This window comes from Leucobacter sp. GX0328 (genome assembly GCF_053567315.1).
The window spans coordinates 1,567,538-1,585,287 of the sequence record NZ_JBSGPC010000001.1; the positions used below are offsets into that span (position 1 = coordinate 1,567,538).

Sequence of the window (17,750 nt, forward strand, 5' to 3'; positions counted from 1 at the left end):
GCGAAGAACATTTCAGACACGCCAGCGTGTCATGGAACCTCAAGCGCCCGTTGAGGGTTTACACTCGGCCGGCTTGACTTGAACGAATGACAACGGTGTAATTGTGTGAGACATCGCGCAGTTGCCGTTGTTTTTCGCTCGAGAGGAGAACAGAGAACGTGGAACACCCGTCACCCTCCTCGATGCCGAGTGCAGTGCCGAGCAACTGGTTCGTCGATCCCGTCAATCTGGGCATGCCCGCGATGCGGCCCGAAGACGAGGCCCTCTCATGGCAGGGCGATGCGCTCTGCGCCCAGACCGACCCCGAAGCCTTCTTCCCTGAGAAGGGCGGCTCGACCCGCGAAGCGAAGCGCATCTGCGAAAGCTGCGAAGTGCGTTCGCAGTGCCTCGAGTACGCGCTCGAGAACGATGAGCGATTCGGTATCTGGGGCGGGCTCTCCGAGCGCGAGCGCCGCAAGCTGCGCCGCGAAGCCGGCTAACAGCTCACGCCTCGAGTCGGTAGCAGCCCGCCTCTCGAGGGCGGCATCCGAACGCGAACCGGAGTCGCCGGCGTGAGCGGGATCGTTGAGACCGGTTCCCGGAACAGAACCGCGGCCGTGCGCTCAAGTTGAGTGCGCGACCGCCGGCTTCTCAATGAGTGATGTGGCATCAGGGCTGAAGAGCAGTCGCTCACGCAGGAGTGATTTGGCCTGGGTTGAGTTCCGATCTTTCAACCAGGGAGATAGGGAGCATCATGCCCAAACCATACGATCAAGACTTCAAAGACCGAGCACTGCGGATGCTCGCTGAAGCCCTGCCCGAGCGTGGCAGCGTCCATGCCGAGAGCAAGCATGTTGGCGGGCTGCTTGGCATCTCGCCCGATACGCTGCGGATCTGGTATCGACAAACTCAGATCGATGCTGGCGATAAGCCCGGTGTGACTACCGACATGGCTGCTGAGAACCGTCGGCTCCAACGTGAAGTTGAGTAGCTGCGTAAAGCGAACGAGGTCCTTAAAGCAGCGAGCATATTTTTCGCGAAGGAACTCGACCAGCCACGAACGAAATGATCCGATTCATCGATAAGTATCGTGATCGTTTCGGGGTCGAGTTCCTCTGCCGCACCCTGCGTGCCGCAGTTCGTGGGTTTCTCACCTCGCGCGGGTATCGAGCAGCAAAGCATCGTCAGCCCTCTGCTCGCCAGCTTCGTGACAAGCTACTGATGCCTGAGATTCAGCGGCCCCATAAGCAGAACTACAGCGTCTATGGGGTACGCAAAATGCACGCCAAGTTACAGCGTGAGGGATGGGTGATCGGCCGCGATCAGACCGCTCGCCTGATGAAGCTCGCTGGGGTGCGTGGCGTACGTCGCTCGAAGAAGGTGTACACCACGAAGAGCGACCCGAAGGATGCGCTGCCTGGTGACAAGGTTGAGCGGCAGTTCATCGCTGCTGGCACGAAGCAGCTACTCGTGTGTGACATCACGTACGTGACGACTTGGTCCGGGGTCGCGTATGTTTTGTTCGTGACTGACGTGTACTCGCGCAGAGTCGTGGGCTGGAATGTTGCGTCAACCCTGAAAGCTGACGTGTTGCCGATGCAGGCGCTTGAGATGGCGGCCTGGCAGCTGGGTGGTGACCTGGATGGTGCGATCCATCACTCGGACCACGGGTCGAACTATATGGCAACGGTCTACACCAGCCGGGTTGAGGAGTCGGGTGCGATCCCGTCGACAGGAACCGTTGGCGATAGTTACGATAACGCTCTCGCGGAGGCGGTGAACGGGCTCTACAAGACCGAGCTCATCAGAATGCAGGGTCCTTGGAAGACTGTTGAGGAGGTCGAGCTTTCGACGCTTGAGTATGTGTGGTGGTGGAACCACGAACGGCTCCATGGCGAGCTCGATATGCGCACCCCGATGGAAGTCGAGGCTGCGTATTATGCTGGCACTGAATCGCTTCCGGCACTGAATCGGTGACGGGCAAACGGGTCGGAACTAAACCCAGGGCGAATCACTACAATCATCACCGACCCCATACCGGGATCGGTGGGCAGACTCCGTCAGATCGTGTTCACAACCTCACGGGGAACTACACCTAGGAAGCAGTGGTGAGGTCGGGCCCCTTTCGGACGTTACGGTGGGGGACCGTCAACTGGGGGAGGAAAGGGGCCCGGCTCGACGAGTCGTCTGTCGTTGGGGGAGCAACGCCAGAATCGACCCGTTCACCTGTGCGCGATTTTCATGGTGAAGAATCGTGCTGGTGGACTCCAACGGTGTGGAATCTGAACCATCTTCCCTCCACTTGCGCGCCCGCAGTCGCTTCTCGGTCTGTTTTAGTGCTGTGCACCATGTGCTTACCGGCGCGATCATTCGAACTCGCTGAGCAGACGCGTTTCTCGCGCGATGCGGAGTGCATCGTCGAAGCTGTGGGCGCCGAGTTTCCGGTATGCGGAGGTCAGCTGGTTGCGGACGGTGTGGCGGCTGAGAAACAGGGCCTCCGCTGCGCGCGGAGTGCTCCCATGACGAGCAACGGCAGCTAGCGCACGCAGCTCCGCCTCCGAGAGGGGCATACGTTGAGCCGCGGTCCCGGCAGCGCCGTCCGAGGGATCGAGCAGCGGTTGATACACCGTGAGTTGCGCGAGTGCTTCGGAAGTAAGCGTTCGGTACGGCAGTGCCAGTTCGTTCGACGAAGCCCGACGATAGGCGAGTTTCGTCGCGTTGCCGGCGAGGTCCGCGTCACCGTCGAGATGCGCGAGATGCGCCTGCAGGAGGAGCAGCTCGACATGTCGACGCGGGTGGTGGAGGTATCCGGGGAGGCTCAGCAGCCGGCTCACGAGCGCTCGGCTCCGATTGCGTTCATTCCGCCCGATGAGCGCGTACAGGTCGGCCAGGCTGGAGGCGCGTCGTGCAGGACTGAGCTGCCCATGCTTCCCGGAGATGTACTCGAGCCGTCCGCGGAGTCCGTCGAGCTCGGCCTGCAGCGACGGAGCAGCCGGAAAGCGGGAACTCCGAAATTCGAGCTCCTGATTCAGATAGTCGAGGGCGGTGGAAGCGTCGTGATACCGTTCCTCCAGCAACGCGCTGATCATCACGAGGTACGGCCAGTACTCGATCTTCAGCCAATGCCGCCGCATCTCGCGCATCTGATGTTCCGCTGAATCAGCGTCGTCGCTTTCCAAAGAGCAGAGCGCTGTGGCGATGCGGAAACCCGAACCTGCATACGATGTCCTCCAGCCCGCCGGCAATATCAGCGAGTCAGCGAGTTCGAGGTGTCTTCGAGAGTCTGGGATCTGACCGCGCACTGCGAATATCAGAGCTTGCAGGGAGATGCGATGCGCCTGCTCGATCGGCCGGGAGCGGCTCTCGAACGCCTGCATCTGACCGAGCGCATCCTCTGCGTCGGCGAAATGGTGCCCATGCAAGTAGGTGATTGCCTGCTGCAGATAGATGTTCGGAATCTTCATGCTGATCAGTTCGGATTCTTGCTCGCTGAGGTCGGCGAGCGACTGCGAGGTGCGTTTCGCGGCTGCCCGCCCGAGCGCTTCGTCGCCGCAGAGACGCGCGGCGATCATGCGGAGCATGGCGGTGTACAGGCCGGGCAGGCCGGGGCGTTTCGAAGCTTCGGCGAGCCACGGGCCCGAGAGCATACGCAACTCCTGCAGGATCTCCCCGAACTGCCCGTCAGGATATGCGTAGGCCTGAAACGCCGCGTAGGCGTAGATCACAGGATATTTCTTGCGTACCTCGAGCGGGATGCGTCGGAGCAGCATGCTCCGCGGATGGTCCTCCGGTTCTCCGACGAGATCGGATATTGGCCCTGTTAGGAGCAGTTCGCTGAGTGCGTCCCAGGCCTCGCCTCGAATCGCCGCGCGAAGGGCCTCGAGGCGATCGAAAGGGGCGAGGGCGAGGGCGGCTCGACGGTAGCGGCTGCGGAGGTTATTCGCAGGAGTCCGATCCTCGACATCGCGGAGAAGCTCTCGCCGTACGGCCTCAGGAAAACGGTACCAGCGAGCCCCTTGCGCATCCATGCGGTAGGTCAGATAGGGGAAGGTCGCGGATGACAAAGCCCGTGCGATCGACTTCTCTGGCTGGTCGAGCATACGAGCAAGTACACAGGTCGGCGCCGCGGTGACGAGCGCGAGCGCGCCGACGACCGATCGAACATGGTCGTCCCATGTCGCAACTGAACGAGTGATGAAGCTGCGGATCCATTCGCTTCCGCGCTCGAGGGCATCCGGGGTCGACCCGGCCCGCCATTCCTCGATGTAGGCGTGCGCAGCCAGCGGCCAGCCTTTCGTGGCGTGATAGACCTGCGCCGATGAGAGCGGTGTGCGGTCGGGGTTATCGGCCTGAGTGCGGATCGAGATCAGGGTGGCGATCTCATCCTCGGTGAAAGCGAGATCGTCGCTGGTCAGGTGCAGAACCGGAACCCGTACTCGAGCATCGATCCCTGAGAGCCCCGGCAGCTCGACTTGTGTCGTTACCACTGCCTTCCAGTGCGTGAATATCTCGAGGAAGGAGATGAGACTGTTGCCGACCTCGTCGTCGTACACGAGATGCAGCTCATCGAGGACGAGGCAGTGGTCGCCTGCCGCGGCGCCGAGCTCGTTCCGGATGCTTCGGAGGTCTGCCGGTGCTTCTTCCCAGGAGATGGGGGCGTCGATCGCGGGTGCAGTATCCTGCGTTTCGTCGCCGCGAAATGCGTTATGCACCCTGGACCAGAACGACTGAGTTCCCGTCTCGCCGGCTTCGAACTCGAGCCAGACCACTGAATCTCCGCTATCGATATGTCGGCGGGCGACCGCCGATGCGAGTGCGGTCTTGCCCGTGCCCAGCCCGCCTTCCAGGACGAGGAGCGCCGCTGCGGCGCGCTCGACGCGATGCAGGATCCCCCCTCTGTCGAGCATGTCGAAACGATGCCGAGGTACCCCAAAAGTTCTCAACGGTGTCCACCGTCCTCCCCCTGAACAGATCAACAGTGCGATCAGTTCCCCCCTGACCGACCGATTTTAGTTGAGAGCTCTGCTCTGCTTAGTGGTGTGCTGCGCAATTGATCTGGTGTACCAATGCGCTTCTTGGGTTAGAACTATGGCAGGGGGTGCGCATATCTGCGTGAACCATCCGCGAAACCACTAGTACGCTGCACTATTTCCTAGCATCGCGAGCTCGGGGCAGACGTGCGCTATCTACATTTACACCGATGCCGGCCTGCGGTTCTTTCGCGGACACGGCCGAAGAATTCTGGCGCCGCGTTTAAGCGGCCCGGAAGAAAGGTGCACTGTGGTGAGAGCCAGAACAGTATTTTCGAGAGTCGCCGCAGTTGTGATCGCGTCGACGCTGGTTGTCGGGGCATTTCCGTGGGTGGACACGTCGCAGGCGCGTGCACAGTCGGAGGCTCCCGAAGGCCTGGAGGTCGTGGAGGGCCCGGCTCCTCACGAACCGGAGTCTTCCATTGAGGACGAGCCGCCGCTCGAGAACGAAGAGCCGAACACCGGGGCTTCTGCCGGCGACTCCGAGGAGCAAGGCGAACCGGGCGGTAGCAGCGGAGAGTCAGCACCCTCAGCGGAAGGTGACGACGCTCTCGGGCCGGTGCTCGAGCCGCTCGGCCCGTCGGCACAGGAGCTCTCGGCACCGACGGCCATCGAGCCTCTGGCGCTCGGTACCGTCACGGCTCCTCCCGCGGGGGCGCACTTCACTCGAACGACACCCGGTGAGTTCTCGACGGTCGTGCCCGAGACGATACCCGGGTACACGGGTCAGGTGTGCGCGGTCACGATCACGACCCTTGCGGGCGCGGGCGGCAACGTGAACGATACGACCAACGCGGGCGCGGGAAACTACAAGAACGGATCGGGCGCAGCTGCGACCGCGACCTATCCCGTGCGGCCGGGCATGCCGGTCACCGGGCACGTCGGCCAGGGCGGCCGCTATCTGGGACAGGCCTACACTGACGCGGCCTTCGCCACAGACATCGCCGGCTTCTCGACGATGAATATCAACAACAATCAGAACACACAGAACTCCTCGCGTGCGCGCGCTGCAGGCGGTGCTCCGGACGGCGGCTTCGGCGGCAGCATGCCCGGAGCCTGGTGGGGCAACATTCGCCACGTCGGTGCCGGCGGCGGCGGCTCCTCGCTCGTGAGTATCGCCGGGGAGGAACTCGTCATGGTCGGCGGTGGCGGCGGCAACGGCGGCGGGCACTCGACGCTCATCGGTATCGGCGGAGACGGCGGCCAGCCGACCGGGCCCGGAGTCACCCCGGGGCTCGACGGTTCGAATGGTGCAGACAGCCAGTGGTACCAGAGCCACACCAACTACAGCAACGTCGGAAACATCAATGAGAATCTGGCGAACTCCGGACAAGGGAACCGGATCATCTACTGGACGAACCCGTACATCGAGCCGAACCCGGGCTTCGTTCCCGGCGGCGGGCAAGGCGGCCAGGCCGCCGGTCCGGGCATCGGCGGCCTGCACCGCATCAACGGGAACTCCGACACGGTGATTTCGACCAACGGGTGGACCACCTATCCGACGAACAGCCAGTATCTGCGCAACCAGCGCAACTCGCTGCTCCACGGTTTTGACGCCCTGGGCCGCATCGGCGGCAACGGTGGCGACGACCAGATCTTCTTCCGCGGTTCGGACCCGCAAGGGCTGCGACGCACCACCGGCAACCCCGACTCCGGCGGCGGTGGGGGCGGTGGATACTTCGGCGGCGGCGGGGGCGCCTCGACGGTCAGCTACGGGCTGAGCATCAGCGCGAACCGCGGAGTCACCGGCGCCGGCGGCGGCGGCGGGGCGAGCTTCGTCTCACCCGGCGGCATCGAGACCGGCAACGGCATGATCGGTGCGGTCCGCGGCATCGATTCCGGCCTCGGCCCGAAGGCGCTCAGCGAGCGCAACGGCGCAGACGGCTTCGTGGCGCTGCAGTACTCGACCGATTGCGGCAGCGCGTGGAAGACCGTCGATCTGGCGCCCATGAGCCCGAGCATCGTGAACGAGAGTGGAGAGTTCGCTGAGCCGGGCCAGACGGTGAAGTACACGCTGCATTTCCGTGCCTCGAGCACGGGCGACTACGCAGTCGATCATCTCGACCACCTGGCGGGGGTGCTCGATGATGCCGAATGGCTCGGCAACTTCCGCTACGGCGACAGCGAGACGGTGCCTGCCGGGCAGACCGGGCCGTATGTTCCAGGGATACAAGCGAGCTTCGACGCGACCGCGCAGACCATCCGGGTCACGGGCACGGTGCCCTCGAACCAGATCCGCACGGTGTCCTTCGAAGTGCGGGTGAAGGCGAACTTCCCCGACCGTCTGGCGGACTCCTCGGGCGACTACGTGCTGCAGAACTTCCTCGGCGAGAGCGGAACAACTCCTCCCGAGGAATGCGAACCGGAGGATCCGAACTGCACTGAGAACCCGATTCTCGGTTCGGTCATCTGGGAGAAGGTCGATGGCGGCGGCGAGCGACTCGCCGGATCGAAGTGGAGGGTCACCGGCCCTGCGGGCGACGGTTCGCAGGGGCTGGACATCAGCGACTGCGTCGCCGCCTCCGCAACGGACTGCAGCGGCCCCGACAAGGATCCGCGGTCCGGTCACTTCGAAGTCGTGAATCTCGTGTGGGGCGACTACGTGCTCGTCGAGACGGAGGCGCCCGCCGGGTATCTGCTGGATACCACGGAGCACCCATTCAGCATCGGCAGTAGCGGCGCACTCGGGGTCGCCGTCGACCTCGGCCCCTACGAGAACGTACCGAGACCGCCGCTCCAGATCCCGCTCACCGGTGGGATGGGGGCGGACGGCTTCCTGATCGGCGGCGGCGCCCTGCTCGGTCTCCTCTGCGCATTCGCCATCGTCCGTGCACGGCGAGCACGCTCATTCATCTCGGCGGCGTCCGAACTCTGACGCCGGCGGACCGGATCACAAACCTCCAACTGTGTTGTGAAAACGAAAGGAACAACATGACCACCTCAACCACTCGACGGTCGTACCGTCTGGCGGCTGCCGTCGGAGCCCTGGCAGTCGGTGCCATCGGCCTCTTCGGCGCCACTGCGGCCCAGGCCGCACCCGGCAATATCGACACGACCACGCCGGGCTCCGTCACTATTCACAAGCACCTCGAGAACAGCTCTGCGCCGGCCGCACCCGACGGTTCGGGTTCGGTCAGCGGCGCGGCCGTCGCCGGCGTCGAGTTCGAGATCTACGAGCTGAACTACAATGGCCAGCCCATCGACCTCACTCAGTTCGACGACTGGGAGGGGCTCGCCGACGTGCAGCTCACCGATACCTGCGATGTCGCCTCGCCGAGCGACTACTCGCTCGGGGCATTGGCGACCACCGTCACGACGACCGTCGACGGCAGTGCCGTCTACAACACCGGGACAGCGCGTCAGGCGTACGTCGTCTGCGAGACCGACACCTCCGGCGCGACCGTCGCCGGCGAACCCGTGAACATCGTCAAGAAGGCGGCGCCATTCGTTGTTTCGGTGCCGATGCCATACGAGGACGAGTGGCTGTATGCAGTCCATGCGTACCCGAAGAACACCGTCGCAGGCATCACCAAGACGATCGACAGCCAGCCCGCCGACGGTCTGGGCCTCGGCTCGGAGATCACCTTCCCGGTGACCACCGATATCCCGAATCTGGCGGAGGGCGACGAGCTCACCGGCTACATCGTGCGAGACCGTCTCGACGACCGGCTGTCGCCGGTCTCGGTGAAGTCGGTAACCGTCGACGGTGACGACGTCGACGCATCCTTCTACGACATCAAGGTCAACGCGACTGACGCTCAGGATATCCGCGTCGTGTTCAACCAGGCGGGCCTCGACTGGCTCGAGACCCAGGGCGGCAAGCAGATCGTCACCGTGTTTGCCGGAACTGTCGTCGAGCTCGGCGATGGCATCATTCCCAACGAGGCGACCCTCTTCGTGAACGACCCCGATGCCGATAGCGATACGACCCCGAACCCGGGGATTCCCTCGAACGAGGTCGAGAGTCACTGGGGCGACGTGATCATCCAGAAGTCCGACGCAGCGAACGATAAGAATCTTTCGGGCGCGACCTTCCAGGTCTACTCGGCAGACCCCGCCTATGTCGCCGAAGGCACCCCTTGCACTTCGAAGGTGACCACCGGTGCCGCCATCTCGGTGAACGGCGAGGACAGCTTCACCACTGGCACTGACGGCAAGGTCATCATCGACGGTCTGTTCGTCAGCGACTCCGAGAACGAGCCGAAGGGCGCGACTCAGCGCTGCTACGTCATCGTTGAGACCGCGGCCCCCGCCGGCTACACGCTGCCGACCGGAGACGCCGCGAAGACAGCGGTGACCGTGAAGACTGGTCAGACCACCCCGACGGCCTTCGACGTCGACGTGCCGAACACCAAGCAGGACGTGCCCGAGCTGCCCCTCACCGGCGCAGCGGGCCAGACCCTGATGGTTCTCGGCGGTGCAGCCTTGATCGCGATCGCGACCGGCCTCGTGCTGGCCCGTCGTCGCCGCGCAGCACAGCTGTAACCCGCGTACGGTTCGGCCGTGGCGGCGAACGAGCGAGAGCTCCTCGTCGCCACGGCCTCCTGCGTGCTCGCGAAATGCTGAGAGGGGCGTCTGAATGACTGGAACACGCGCTGACACCGCGACTGCGGAAACAGCCTCTGGCGTGGCTGACACCCGTGCGTGGAAGCCGGGCCTGCTGACGTGGCTCATCGCGGCCCTCATCATCGGCGGGTCGGGTGTCCTGCTGTATCCGAGTACTGCGGCCTGGCTCACATCCGTCAACCAGTCCCGCATCATCGACAGCATCGGAGCACTGGTCGACGACGCGAATCCCGGCGCCGAGGAGCAGCTGCAGCAGGCGCGTGCATACAATGCGGCTCTCACTGCGGGCGTCGAACTGCGCGCGAATGCCAACGTGCCTGCGGGCTCCGGCTCGCTCGGCGACGACCGCTTCGACTACCGGAGCATTCTCACTGCGAACCCGAGCGGACTCATGGCTCGGATCAAGATCCCGAATATCGGAGTGGATTTGCCGATCTACCATGGAACGAGCGATGAGACACTCCTCCGGGGCGCCGGGCACCTCGAAGGTTCGCATCTACCGGTCGGTGGCCCCAGCACTCATGCGGTGATCACCGCTCACCGTGGACTGGCAAACGCAACCATGTTCACGAATCTCGATCGTGTGGAGGTCGGCGACACATTCACGATTGAAACGTTCGGCGAAGTGCTGACTTACCGAGTGCGGGAGACGAAAGTCGTCCAGCCGGAGGATACCGACTCGTTGCGTGCAGAATCCGATCGTGATCTCGTCACCCTCATCACGTGCACGCCGCTTGGCATCAACTCGCATCGTATTCTCGTGACCGGGGAGAGGATCACCCCTACGCCGCAGCAGGACCTCGACGCGGCGGGCGCCGCATCCGAGATTCCGGGCTTCCCCTGGTGGGCGCTCGGCTTCGCCGCCTCTGTGACCGCTGCGGCCGGGTACGTCTGGAGGAGCGGAGTGAGTGACGCGCGAGTGCGTCGCGCCGCGAGCTAAGGAAGCTGCGGCGCGGTGCACGGCTTGCCGGGCCCCGCCTTCCGCTGCCGGAGCGGCTATGCCTCCGCGGCGCTGCTCCGCCGCATGCCGAGCCCGCTGATGAGTGCGATGAGCGACGCGCGGCTCTGTACCTCGTGCTTGCGCAGCAACTGAGCGACGTGCACTTCGACCGTGCGCGGCGAGATGCTCAACAGTTCCGCGATCTCCTTGTTCCGGTGGCCTTGCACGATCAGCCGCAGCACTTCGCGCTGGCGCGGGGAAAGGGTGACGGGACTGTGAGCGGCGATGCCGCTTCCGGAGCCCGCGGTCGGAGCGTGGAGCGCAGCGGCGGCCGACGCACGCCGGCCGACATCCGGGCCGTGGCCGATCGAAGCGCCATCGCCGTCGTAGCTCAGGGGTGCGGTAACGCGGATCGCGTCGTACGCATCCGCAATCGATTCATCCAGCCCGGAATCGAATGACTCGAGGAGCCGAACGTAGCTGGAGACGACGCCGGCAGCGGCGTGCGCGAGGGGCAGGCGTGCTGCGGACCTGCGGAGGAGCCGCGCGGCTCCGGCCCGGTCGCCGCCCTGGGATTGAAACGCGACCTGCATCATCACGACGTGGGCTTCGGCGTGCGCGCCGAGACGCGGCCCGCGCGTCGCATCGAGGCGTCCGTGCGACAGGAAGAGTCTGGCCTGCAACTGGTCGGCCTCATGAGGGCTGTGGTATACCGCGTCGGCGACCGCAGCGAGCTGCGAGACCGCGTCGCGGTCGATCGGGTTGCGCGCTGCCCGGCGCATCGCGCCGAAGATCTGAGCCGCCTCATCGCGCGTGAAGATCTCTCCGGTGGGGCCGGCAGTGAGGCCCTGGCAGGCGATAAGTGCAGCGTCGATCTCAGAAGCCGTTGTTCTGTACGGAGCGCGGCCCGCGAGCACGATCCAGTCAGCTGCCCGCTCGAGGTGCTCCGCGGCCTCTTCCAACCCGCCTGCCCAGAAGGCGGCGAGCCCGGCAGTTGCAGAAGCTGAGGCCCTGAGCTCGGGCGAGGCGTTGTGCGCGGCGAGGAGAGCCAGTGCCCGTGCTCTGTCGTTCTCGCCGCGCAGGAGGTATTCACCGGCAGCAGCAATGGCCGCGCGGATCGAACGGTCGTTGATGAGGCGATCGGCGTGCGCGTAGTGCCAAGTGGCCGCGGCCCGGTCGTCTCTGTTCTGGGCGGCGCGGGCGAGTGCTTCGTGCGCGGATCGACGTTCGAGCGGGGCCGCGGCCTCGAGGACCAGCGTGCGCGTGCTCGGGCTGGTGAACTCGGCTCGCCCGCTCTCGACTCTGAGGATGTCGCGGGGGGTCCCGAAGAACAGCACATCGGGCTCGACGGCGGCGGCATCGAAGATCTCCGAGATGAGACCGGTGGCAGACAAGGCGGCGATGCGCAGCAGTCGCCGTTCCGCCCCGTTCAGCGCCGCGAGCTCTGCGGGTCGTGCATCGCCGCCCAGGGGCAGCGGGTCGGGAAGAGCGGCACCGCCGCGGAGCTGAGCTGCGGTGAGCGCGCGTGCGACGCTCGCCGCTACGGCGGTGTCGCCGTCGGCGAATGCCCAGATCCGCGCCGCGGTGAGCGGCGCGACCGGCAGCGCGGCGGCCGAGCCGACGGCCTTCAGCGCCCGAGGGAGATCGCCCACTTCTGTGACCCTTCCATGCGTGATGTACGCACTGTGCTCTCGACCCCCATCGACGCGACAGGCCCCATCGTAGCCGCTCGATCGCTCACCGCGAGCCCGGTGCGTCATCACGTCGGCCGGTGATGCACCCGACACGGCCGCGATCGGCCCCGGGATACGCGCTCCGGAGGCCGCATTGGCGGCTTGCCGGGCATGGCTCCAGTCCGGTCGCACCTTCCGCGCATAGACTGAGCGCGATATGCGCACGAGAGTAACAGCCGTTCTCGTCGCCCAGAAGGGCGGCGCCTGGCTCGACGAGACCATTGCAGGCATCGCCGCGCAATCGCACGCCCCCGACACGATCATTGCGATCAACAATGGCGGGAGCACGCGGGTCGGCGCGCAACTGCTCGAAAGCGGGGCCGCGAACGTCATCGACCTGCCGAACCGGCTGCCGTTCGGCCGCGCCGTGCAGTTCGCAGTCGACGCCGCCACCGTGACGGGTGCGCTCGACGAAGAATGGGTGTGGCTGCTCACCGAGGATTCGTGCCCCGAACCCGACGCACTCGCCCACATCGTGAGCAGCGTGCAGCGCTCGCCCTCGGTCGCGGTCGCCGGGCCGAAGCTCGTCGACTGGGACCGCCCGGAGCGCATCGTCGAACTCGGCGAGAGCCTCACCCGCTACGGCTCGCGCTGGCTGCTGCGCCGCCAGGAGCTCGACCAGCAGCAGTACGACCACCTGCAAGACGTGCTCGGCGTCGGCCCCGTCGGCATGCTCGCCCGCCTCGACGTCTGGCAGCAGCTCGGCGGCTTCGACCCCGCCTACCCCGTCTACGACGACGGCCTCGACTTCTGCGTGCGCGCCCGCCTCGGCGGCCATCGCGTCGAGGTCGCCCCGGCCTCGCGCGTGCGCTTCGCCCGCAGCGGCGTCGGCGGGCCGCACGTCGACCGCAAACGATCGATCATGCGCACCTCGCATCGGCAGGCGCGCACCGCGCAGCTGCACCGGCGCATCGCCTACGCCCCCGCCTTCTTCGCGTTCCTCGCCTGGCTGGGGCTCCCGGTGTACGGGGTGCTGCGCCTGCTGTGGGCGCTGATCCGCGAGCAGCCCGGCTACATGGTCGGCGAACTCGCTGCCGCCTTCACCGTGTTCTTCCGCCCGCACCGCATCATCGCTTCGAGGCGCCGCATCAGACGCGGCTCCTCGGCCGGGTGGGCGGCGATCCGACCGCTGCGCATCGACCCCAAGACCGTGCGCACAGCGCGCATGATCGACCGCGAGGCGATTCTCGCGAACAGCGGCCGGCAGCGCCACGAGCTCCACTTCATCTCGACCGGCGGTCTCGCCGTGCTCGTCTTCGCGATCGTGGCCGCGGTCGCCTGCACCTGGTGGGCTTTCGCGCACACGAGCCTCGTGGGCGGCGGCATCGCGCCGCTCAGCCCCATCGGCGAGCTCTGGCGCAACACCCGCCCGATCGACGGGGTACCCGCCGACCCCTTCACCTGGGTGCTCGCCCTGCTCGGGTCACTCACTTTCTGGAACCCGTCGCACGCCGTCGTACTGCTGCTCATCACCGCGATTCCGCTCACCGCGCTCGGCGGCTGGATCTGGGCTGCGCAGATCACCGAATCGAAGGCGGGCCGTGCGCTCGTCGGCGTCGGTTTCGCCGTCAGCCCGATGCTGCTCGACTCGATCTCGAGCGGCCGCCTGCCGACCCTCATCCTGACGATCGTGCTGCCGTGGCTGCTCGTCGCCGCCACTCGCTGCCGCGAGTCGTGGAGCTGGGCGGGCACCGCGTCGCTGCTCGCCGCGATCGCGCTCGCCTGCGCCCCCGTACTCATGCCGGCGGCCCTGCTGCTGCTCATCGTCGGCATCTTCACGACGCTGCGCGGCATCGCCCGGGTACTCACGACCGCCCTCGCGTCAGCCGTGCTCTTCGCGCCGAAGATCGTCGCTTCGCTGCTCGCCGGGCGCCCCCTCGACATCCTCATGGACCCGGGCCTCACGAACGCGTACGAGCCCGGCAGCACCTGGCATATGCTGCTCGGATTCCCCGAATTCGGGCTCGAAGGCTGGGCGCGCATCTTCGATGACCTGGGCAGTCTCGGCGCCCTGCCGGCGACGCTGCTCGTCGGCGTGCTCATGCTGCCCATCGCGCTGCTCGCGCTGCTCGGCCTCTTCACCGGCCGCGTCGCGATCACCGTGCTCAGCTCGCTGCTCGGCGGCCTCGGCATGATCACGGCCCTCGCCTCGGCCCAGCTGCACCTCGGCATGCAGGGCGGCGAGACGGTCGCGCTCTGGGCCGGCTCGGGCCTGGCCGTGTACTGGCTCGCCGTGCTCAGCCTCGGCGCGGTCGGCGCCGGCGCCATCGGCCGCGCAGGCATTCCCGTCGTCTCGGTCGGGCTGCTCACCGCGCTCATCGCGGTCGGTCCGCTCTTCGTGCAGCTCGCGACCGCGCAGACCCCGCTCATCCCCGGCACCTCGCAGATGCCCGCGCTCGTGCAGGCCGCGGGCGAGAACGACCCCGGGGTGCGCACCCTCGTCGTCACCGCAGAAGGCCCCCACGCCGTGCGCGTGCAGAACGTGATCGGCACCGGCAGCCGCCTCGACCAGGTGCGCACCGCGTCTCAGACCCCCGAGACCACTGCGGCAGACGAGAGCATCGCCGAGATCGTCGGCGGCCTCGCCAGCACCGGCGGGCCCGACCTGAGCGAGCGCCTGCGCGCCGAGCGCATCGGCTTCGTGCTGCTGCGCACCGGCGGCGACGAGGCCGAACGGGCCGACCTGCAGCGCGTCTTCGACCAGCACGCGTCGCTGACGAGCGCGGGCGTCACGAACCAGGGGCTGCTCTGGCGCATTCTCGATTCGGGGTCGGGCGACGAAGCCCTCGGCGACGACCAGGTGAAGCTCAGCGGCACCTCGTTCACCGGCAAGACCATCTGGACGGCGCAGCTCGCCGTGCTGCTCGGCCTGCTGCTGCTCGCCCTGCCGACCGGCGAGGTCGTCGAACGGCCCGAGCGGCGCAAGCGGCCGGCCCGTGCCCCCCGCTCGGTGCGTGCGGCGCGGCCGAAGAAGGCGCCGAAGGCCGAGCAGGCCGGTGCCGGTGCAGCCGGCGCGGCGGGCGCTGCCGGTGCTGATACTGTCGGTGCTGCGGTCGGCGTCGATGCCGCAGTGGAGCCCGAGATCGTTGCCGAGCCCGGTACCGAGCCCGACGTCGATGCCGGCACCGAACTCGAAGCCGAGCCCGTGCCAGAGACCGAGACCGAGGCCGGGGCCGAACCGCCCACGGCGACCGAAACGGAAGCCGAACCGGCCACCGGCTCCGACGCGGATGAGAAGGGCGGTGCACGATGAGCGAGGGTTCGAAGGTGCTGCGCGGAACGGGCCGCGCCGCGGCCGGGCTCGTGGTCATCGCGGCCGCGGCCGCATCGCTGCTCGTGCTGCAGGGATCGTCGATCCCTGCATTCGATCAGACCCCGCCGTCGGTGACGGTCGACACCACCCAGAACAGCACGCAAACCCTCGTGTGCGCGGGTGCATACTCCGTGCTCGGCGCAGACCCGAGCCGTCCCGAGGCCGCGATTCCGACCGGCGCGCCCGAGACCGTCATCTCAGGGGAGCCCGACGCCGTCGAGGCGCTCGCCCGAGGCGAAGGCGGCGACGCGCCCCCGGCCGCGATCACCGCGCCCGCCGGTGCCGCGATCGGCGCAGCGCAGGTGCAGGCCGTCTCGACCGAGACCGCCGTCGGAGCCGTGGCGAGCGCGTGCGCGACGCCGACGAACGAGCAGTGGCTGATCGGCGGCGACACGAGCGAGGGCGTCTCGACGACCCTCAGCATCGGCAACGCGGGCAACGTGCCCGCGACCGTGCAGATCGAGCTCTTCGACGAGAACGGGCGCGTCGAAGCGGCCGGCACCAAGGCGGTGCTCGTGCAGCCGCACGCCGAGCAGATCGTGTCGATCAACGGCTACGCGCCCGAGCGAGCGAGCCTCGCCGTGCACGTGGTCAGTACCGGTGCGCCGGTCACCGCGACGCTCGGCATCGGCCGCATCGTCGGCCTCGACCCGTTCGGCGTCTCGACAGTGACCCGGCAGATCGAAGCGTCGAACACGCTCGTTATCCCGGGCGTCACCCACATCGATGACGGTCACGATCACGGCCCGAACGACGTCGGCGAAGAGAGCGAGCTCGGCGTGCACGTGCGCCTGCTCAACCCGCTCGGTGAAGAGGGCGATGTCGGCGAGGCGCGCATTCTCGGCCTGACGAAGAAGGGCGATCGTATCGACCTGGGCTCGCTGTCGGTCGTCGGCGATGCCGTAGCCGAGTTCGTCGTGCCGCGGTGGCCTGCCGAGGTCGACGCCATCGTCGTCGAATCGGACTTGCCGGTGGTCGGCGGTGCGCTCGGCCACGCGACCTCCGATGACCATCACGACTTCGGCTGGTTCGCGCCGGCCCCGGTGATCGCGGCCGACACGACGGTCGCCGCGCCGGTCGTCGACGGCGGCGAGCTCGTCATCGCGAACCCCGGCGACGCAGACGCCGAGGTCGAGCTCGCGCCCGCCGCGGGCAAGACGCGCACCGTGAAGGTCGCGGCAGGGGCGGCTGTCGCCGTCGACGCGTCGGCCGGAGGCACGCTCACCAGCACGAGGCCGGTGCACGCCGGCGTCCGGTACACCGCCGGCGGCGACATCGACGGCTACCCGATCCTCGCGCCCGCCGAGCGCGACGGGTCCCTCACGGTCTACACCCGCTAGCACGGGGCGGCAGTGGTCGCCCGAGTAGACTGGAACCCATGTTCGGCAGGCCCCGCAAGACCACGAGCCGCGCCCCGATCCATCGGGGGCGCCGGCACGGCCGACGCGACGCCCGCTCGTCGATCACGGGGCCGGGACTGCCCGACCCGAACGGCCGCGTCACCCGATTCGAGGTGTACGCGCGCGGTGCCGTCGAGCTACTGCAGTCGCTGCTGCCCGACGAGTTGCAGGGCGTGAACTTCGGGTTCCAGACGGTGCCCTCGACGGTCGGCACGGGCGAGTTCCCTATGCTGTTCTCAGTCGATCGCCCGGGGCAGACGATCGTGCTGTACCGCCTGCCGATCCAACGCACCCGAGGCCTGCACGTCGACGACGAGGAGCACCGCCGCTACTTCGTCGAGCACTGCGCCTACCTCGCCGTCTGCGAGTACCTCGGGCGCGACCCGTGGGATCTGCTGCCGGGGCGCTTCGAGCACTTCTGAGCCCGTCGGTTCGGGGTCGTGGGCTCGCGCGGTTCGCGTTCGCGGGCTCGCGCGGCTCGCGTTCGCGGCTCGCGGCTCGCGCGGCCGTGTTCGACGGTCACCCTATTCTCCCGCGAGCCCATTCGCCCGCCACCGTATAGGCGATCCACCAACGTGCAACCGAAATACGGTGAGCACCCTGCACGCTGGTGAATCGCCTGCACGCTCGCTTCGAGAAACGGTCTGTCAGACGCGCAGCACCCGCTCGCTCTCGTCGAGGATACCGTCGAGGCTCAGTTCGGCGTCGAGCGCAGAGCCCGCGCCGCCGCCCGTGCGGGATTACGCGTAGTCGAGCACGCCGGTCGGCCGGTTCCGAGCCGCCGCGCAG

At 67.0% G+C, this 17,750-nt stretch carries 9 protein-coding genes, 1 pseudogene and 1 other annotated feature; of the genes and pseudogenes, 8 read left to right on the forward strand and 2 right to left on the reverse strand.

Features of this window, described 5'->3' with window-relative positions; all coding sequences use genetic code 11:
• The first annotated feature begins 182 nt into the window (after nt 1–182).
• Nucleotides 183–479, forward strand: coding sequence for a WhiB family transcriptional regulator (locus ACUYTF_RS07120; RefSeq protein WP_434142181.1), 297 nt, complete (start codon nt 183–185; stop codon nt 477–479).
• A 254-nt stretch (nt 480–733) separates the two neighbouring features.
• Nucleotides 734–1,956 (forward strand): annotated as a pseudogene (locus ACUYTF_RS07125) (IS3 family transposase).
• Nucleotides 1,004–1,107, forward strand: a sequence feature (AL1L pseudoknot). It overlaps the preceding pseudogene by 104 nt.
• Before the next feature lie 389 nt (nt 1,957–2,345).
• Here the strand turns inward: ACUYTF_RS07125 and ACUYTF_RS07130 are convergent.
• A complete protein-coding gene (locus ACUYTF_RS07130; RefSeq protein WP_449279549.1) occupies nt 2,346–4,886 on the reverse strand; it encodes a hypothetical protein in 2,541 nt (846 codons plus the stop codon).
• Between the two features lie 682 nt (nt 4,887–5,568).
• Here ACUYTF_RS07130 and ACUYTF_RS07135 point away from each other — a divergent pair.
• From ACUYTF_RS07135 to ACUYTF_RS07145, 3 genes are all read left to right on the forward strand, one after another.
• The gene (locus ACUYTF_RS07135; protein ID WP_449279550.1) at nt 5,569–7,884 is read left to right on the forward strand and encodes a prealbumin-like fold domain-containing protein; all 2,316 of its coding nucleotides are present in this window, start codon (nt 5,569–5,571) and stop codon (nt 7,882–7,884) included.
• A 56-nt stretch (nt 7,885–7,940) separates the two neighbouring features.
• The gene (locus tag ACUYTF_RS07140; RefSeq protein WP_449279551.1) at nt 7,941–9,494 is read left to right on the forward strand and encodes a SpaH/EbpB family LPXTG-anchored major pilin; all 1,554 of its coding nucleotides are present in this window, start codon (nt 7,941–7,943) and stop codon (nt 9,492–9,494) included.
• A 142-nt stretch (nt 9,495–9,636) separates the two neighbouring features.
• Nucleotides 9,637–10,515 (forward strand): class C sortase, encoded by an 879-nt coding sequence (locus tag ACUYTF_RS07145; RefSeq protein WP_449279552.1) that lies wholly within the window; start codon nt 9,637–9,639, stop codon nt 10,513–10,515.
• A gap of 56 nt (nt 10,516–10,571) precedes the next feature.
• On the opposite strand, the gene ACUYTF_RS07150 is transcribed toward ACUYTF_RS07145, so the two are convergent.
• A complete protein-coding gene (locus tag ACUYTF_RS07150; RefSeq protein ID WP_449279553.1) occupies nt 10,572–12,167 on the reverse strand; it encodes a LuxR C-terminal-related transcriptional regulator in 1,596 nt (531 codons plus the stop codon).
• A 238-nt stretch (nt 12,168–12,405) separates the two neighbouring features.
• On the opposite strand from ACUYTF_RS07150, the gene ACUYTF_RS07155 reads away from it, so the two are divergent.
• Genes ACUYTF_RS07155 through ACUYTF_RS07165 form a run of 3 tightly spaced genes read left to right on the forward strand, consistent with a single transcriptional unit; the run spans nt 12,406 to nt 17,383 of the window.
• Nucleotides 12,406–15,501, forward strand: a complete 3,096-nt coding sequence (locus tag ACUYTF_RS07155; protein WP_449279554.1) for a glycosyltransferase — start codon at nt 12,406–12,408, stop codon at nt 15,499–15,501.
• Entirely contained in the window at nt 15,498–16,901 is a 1,404-nt protein-coding gene (locus tag ACUYTF_RS07160; RefSeq protein ID WP_449279555.1) for a DUF5719 family protein, read from the forward strand. Before ACUYTF_RS07155 ends, ACUYTF_RS07160 begins: the two co-directional genes overlap by 4 nt.
• A 38-nt stretch (nt 16,902–16,939) precedes the next feature.
• Nucleotides 16,940–17,383 (forward strand): metallopeptidase family protein, encoded by a 444-nt coding sequence (locus tag ACUYTF_RS07165; RefSeq protein WP_434141744.1) that lies wholly within the window; start codon nt 16,940–16,942, stop codon nt 17,381–17,383.
• Nucleotides 17,384–17,750: the final 367 nt, after the last annotated feature.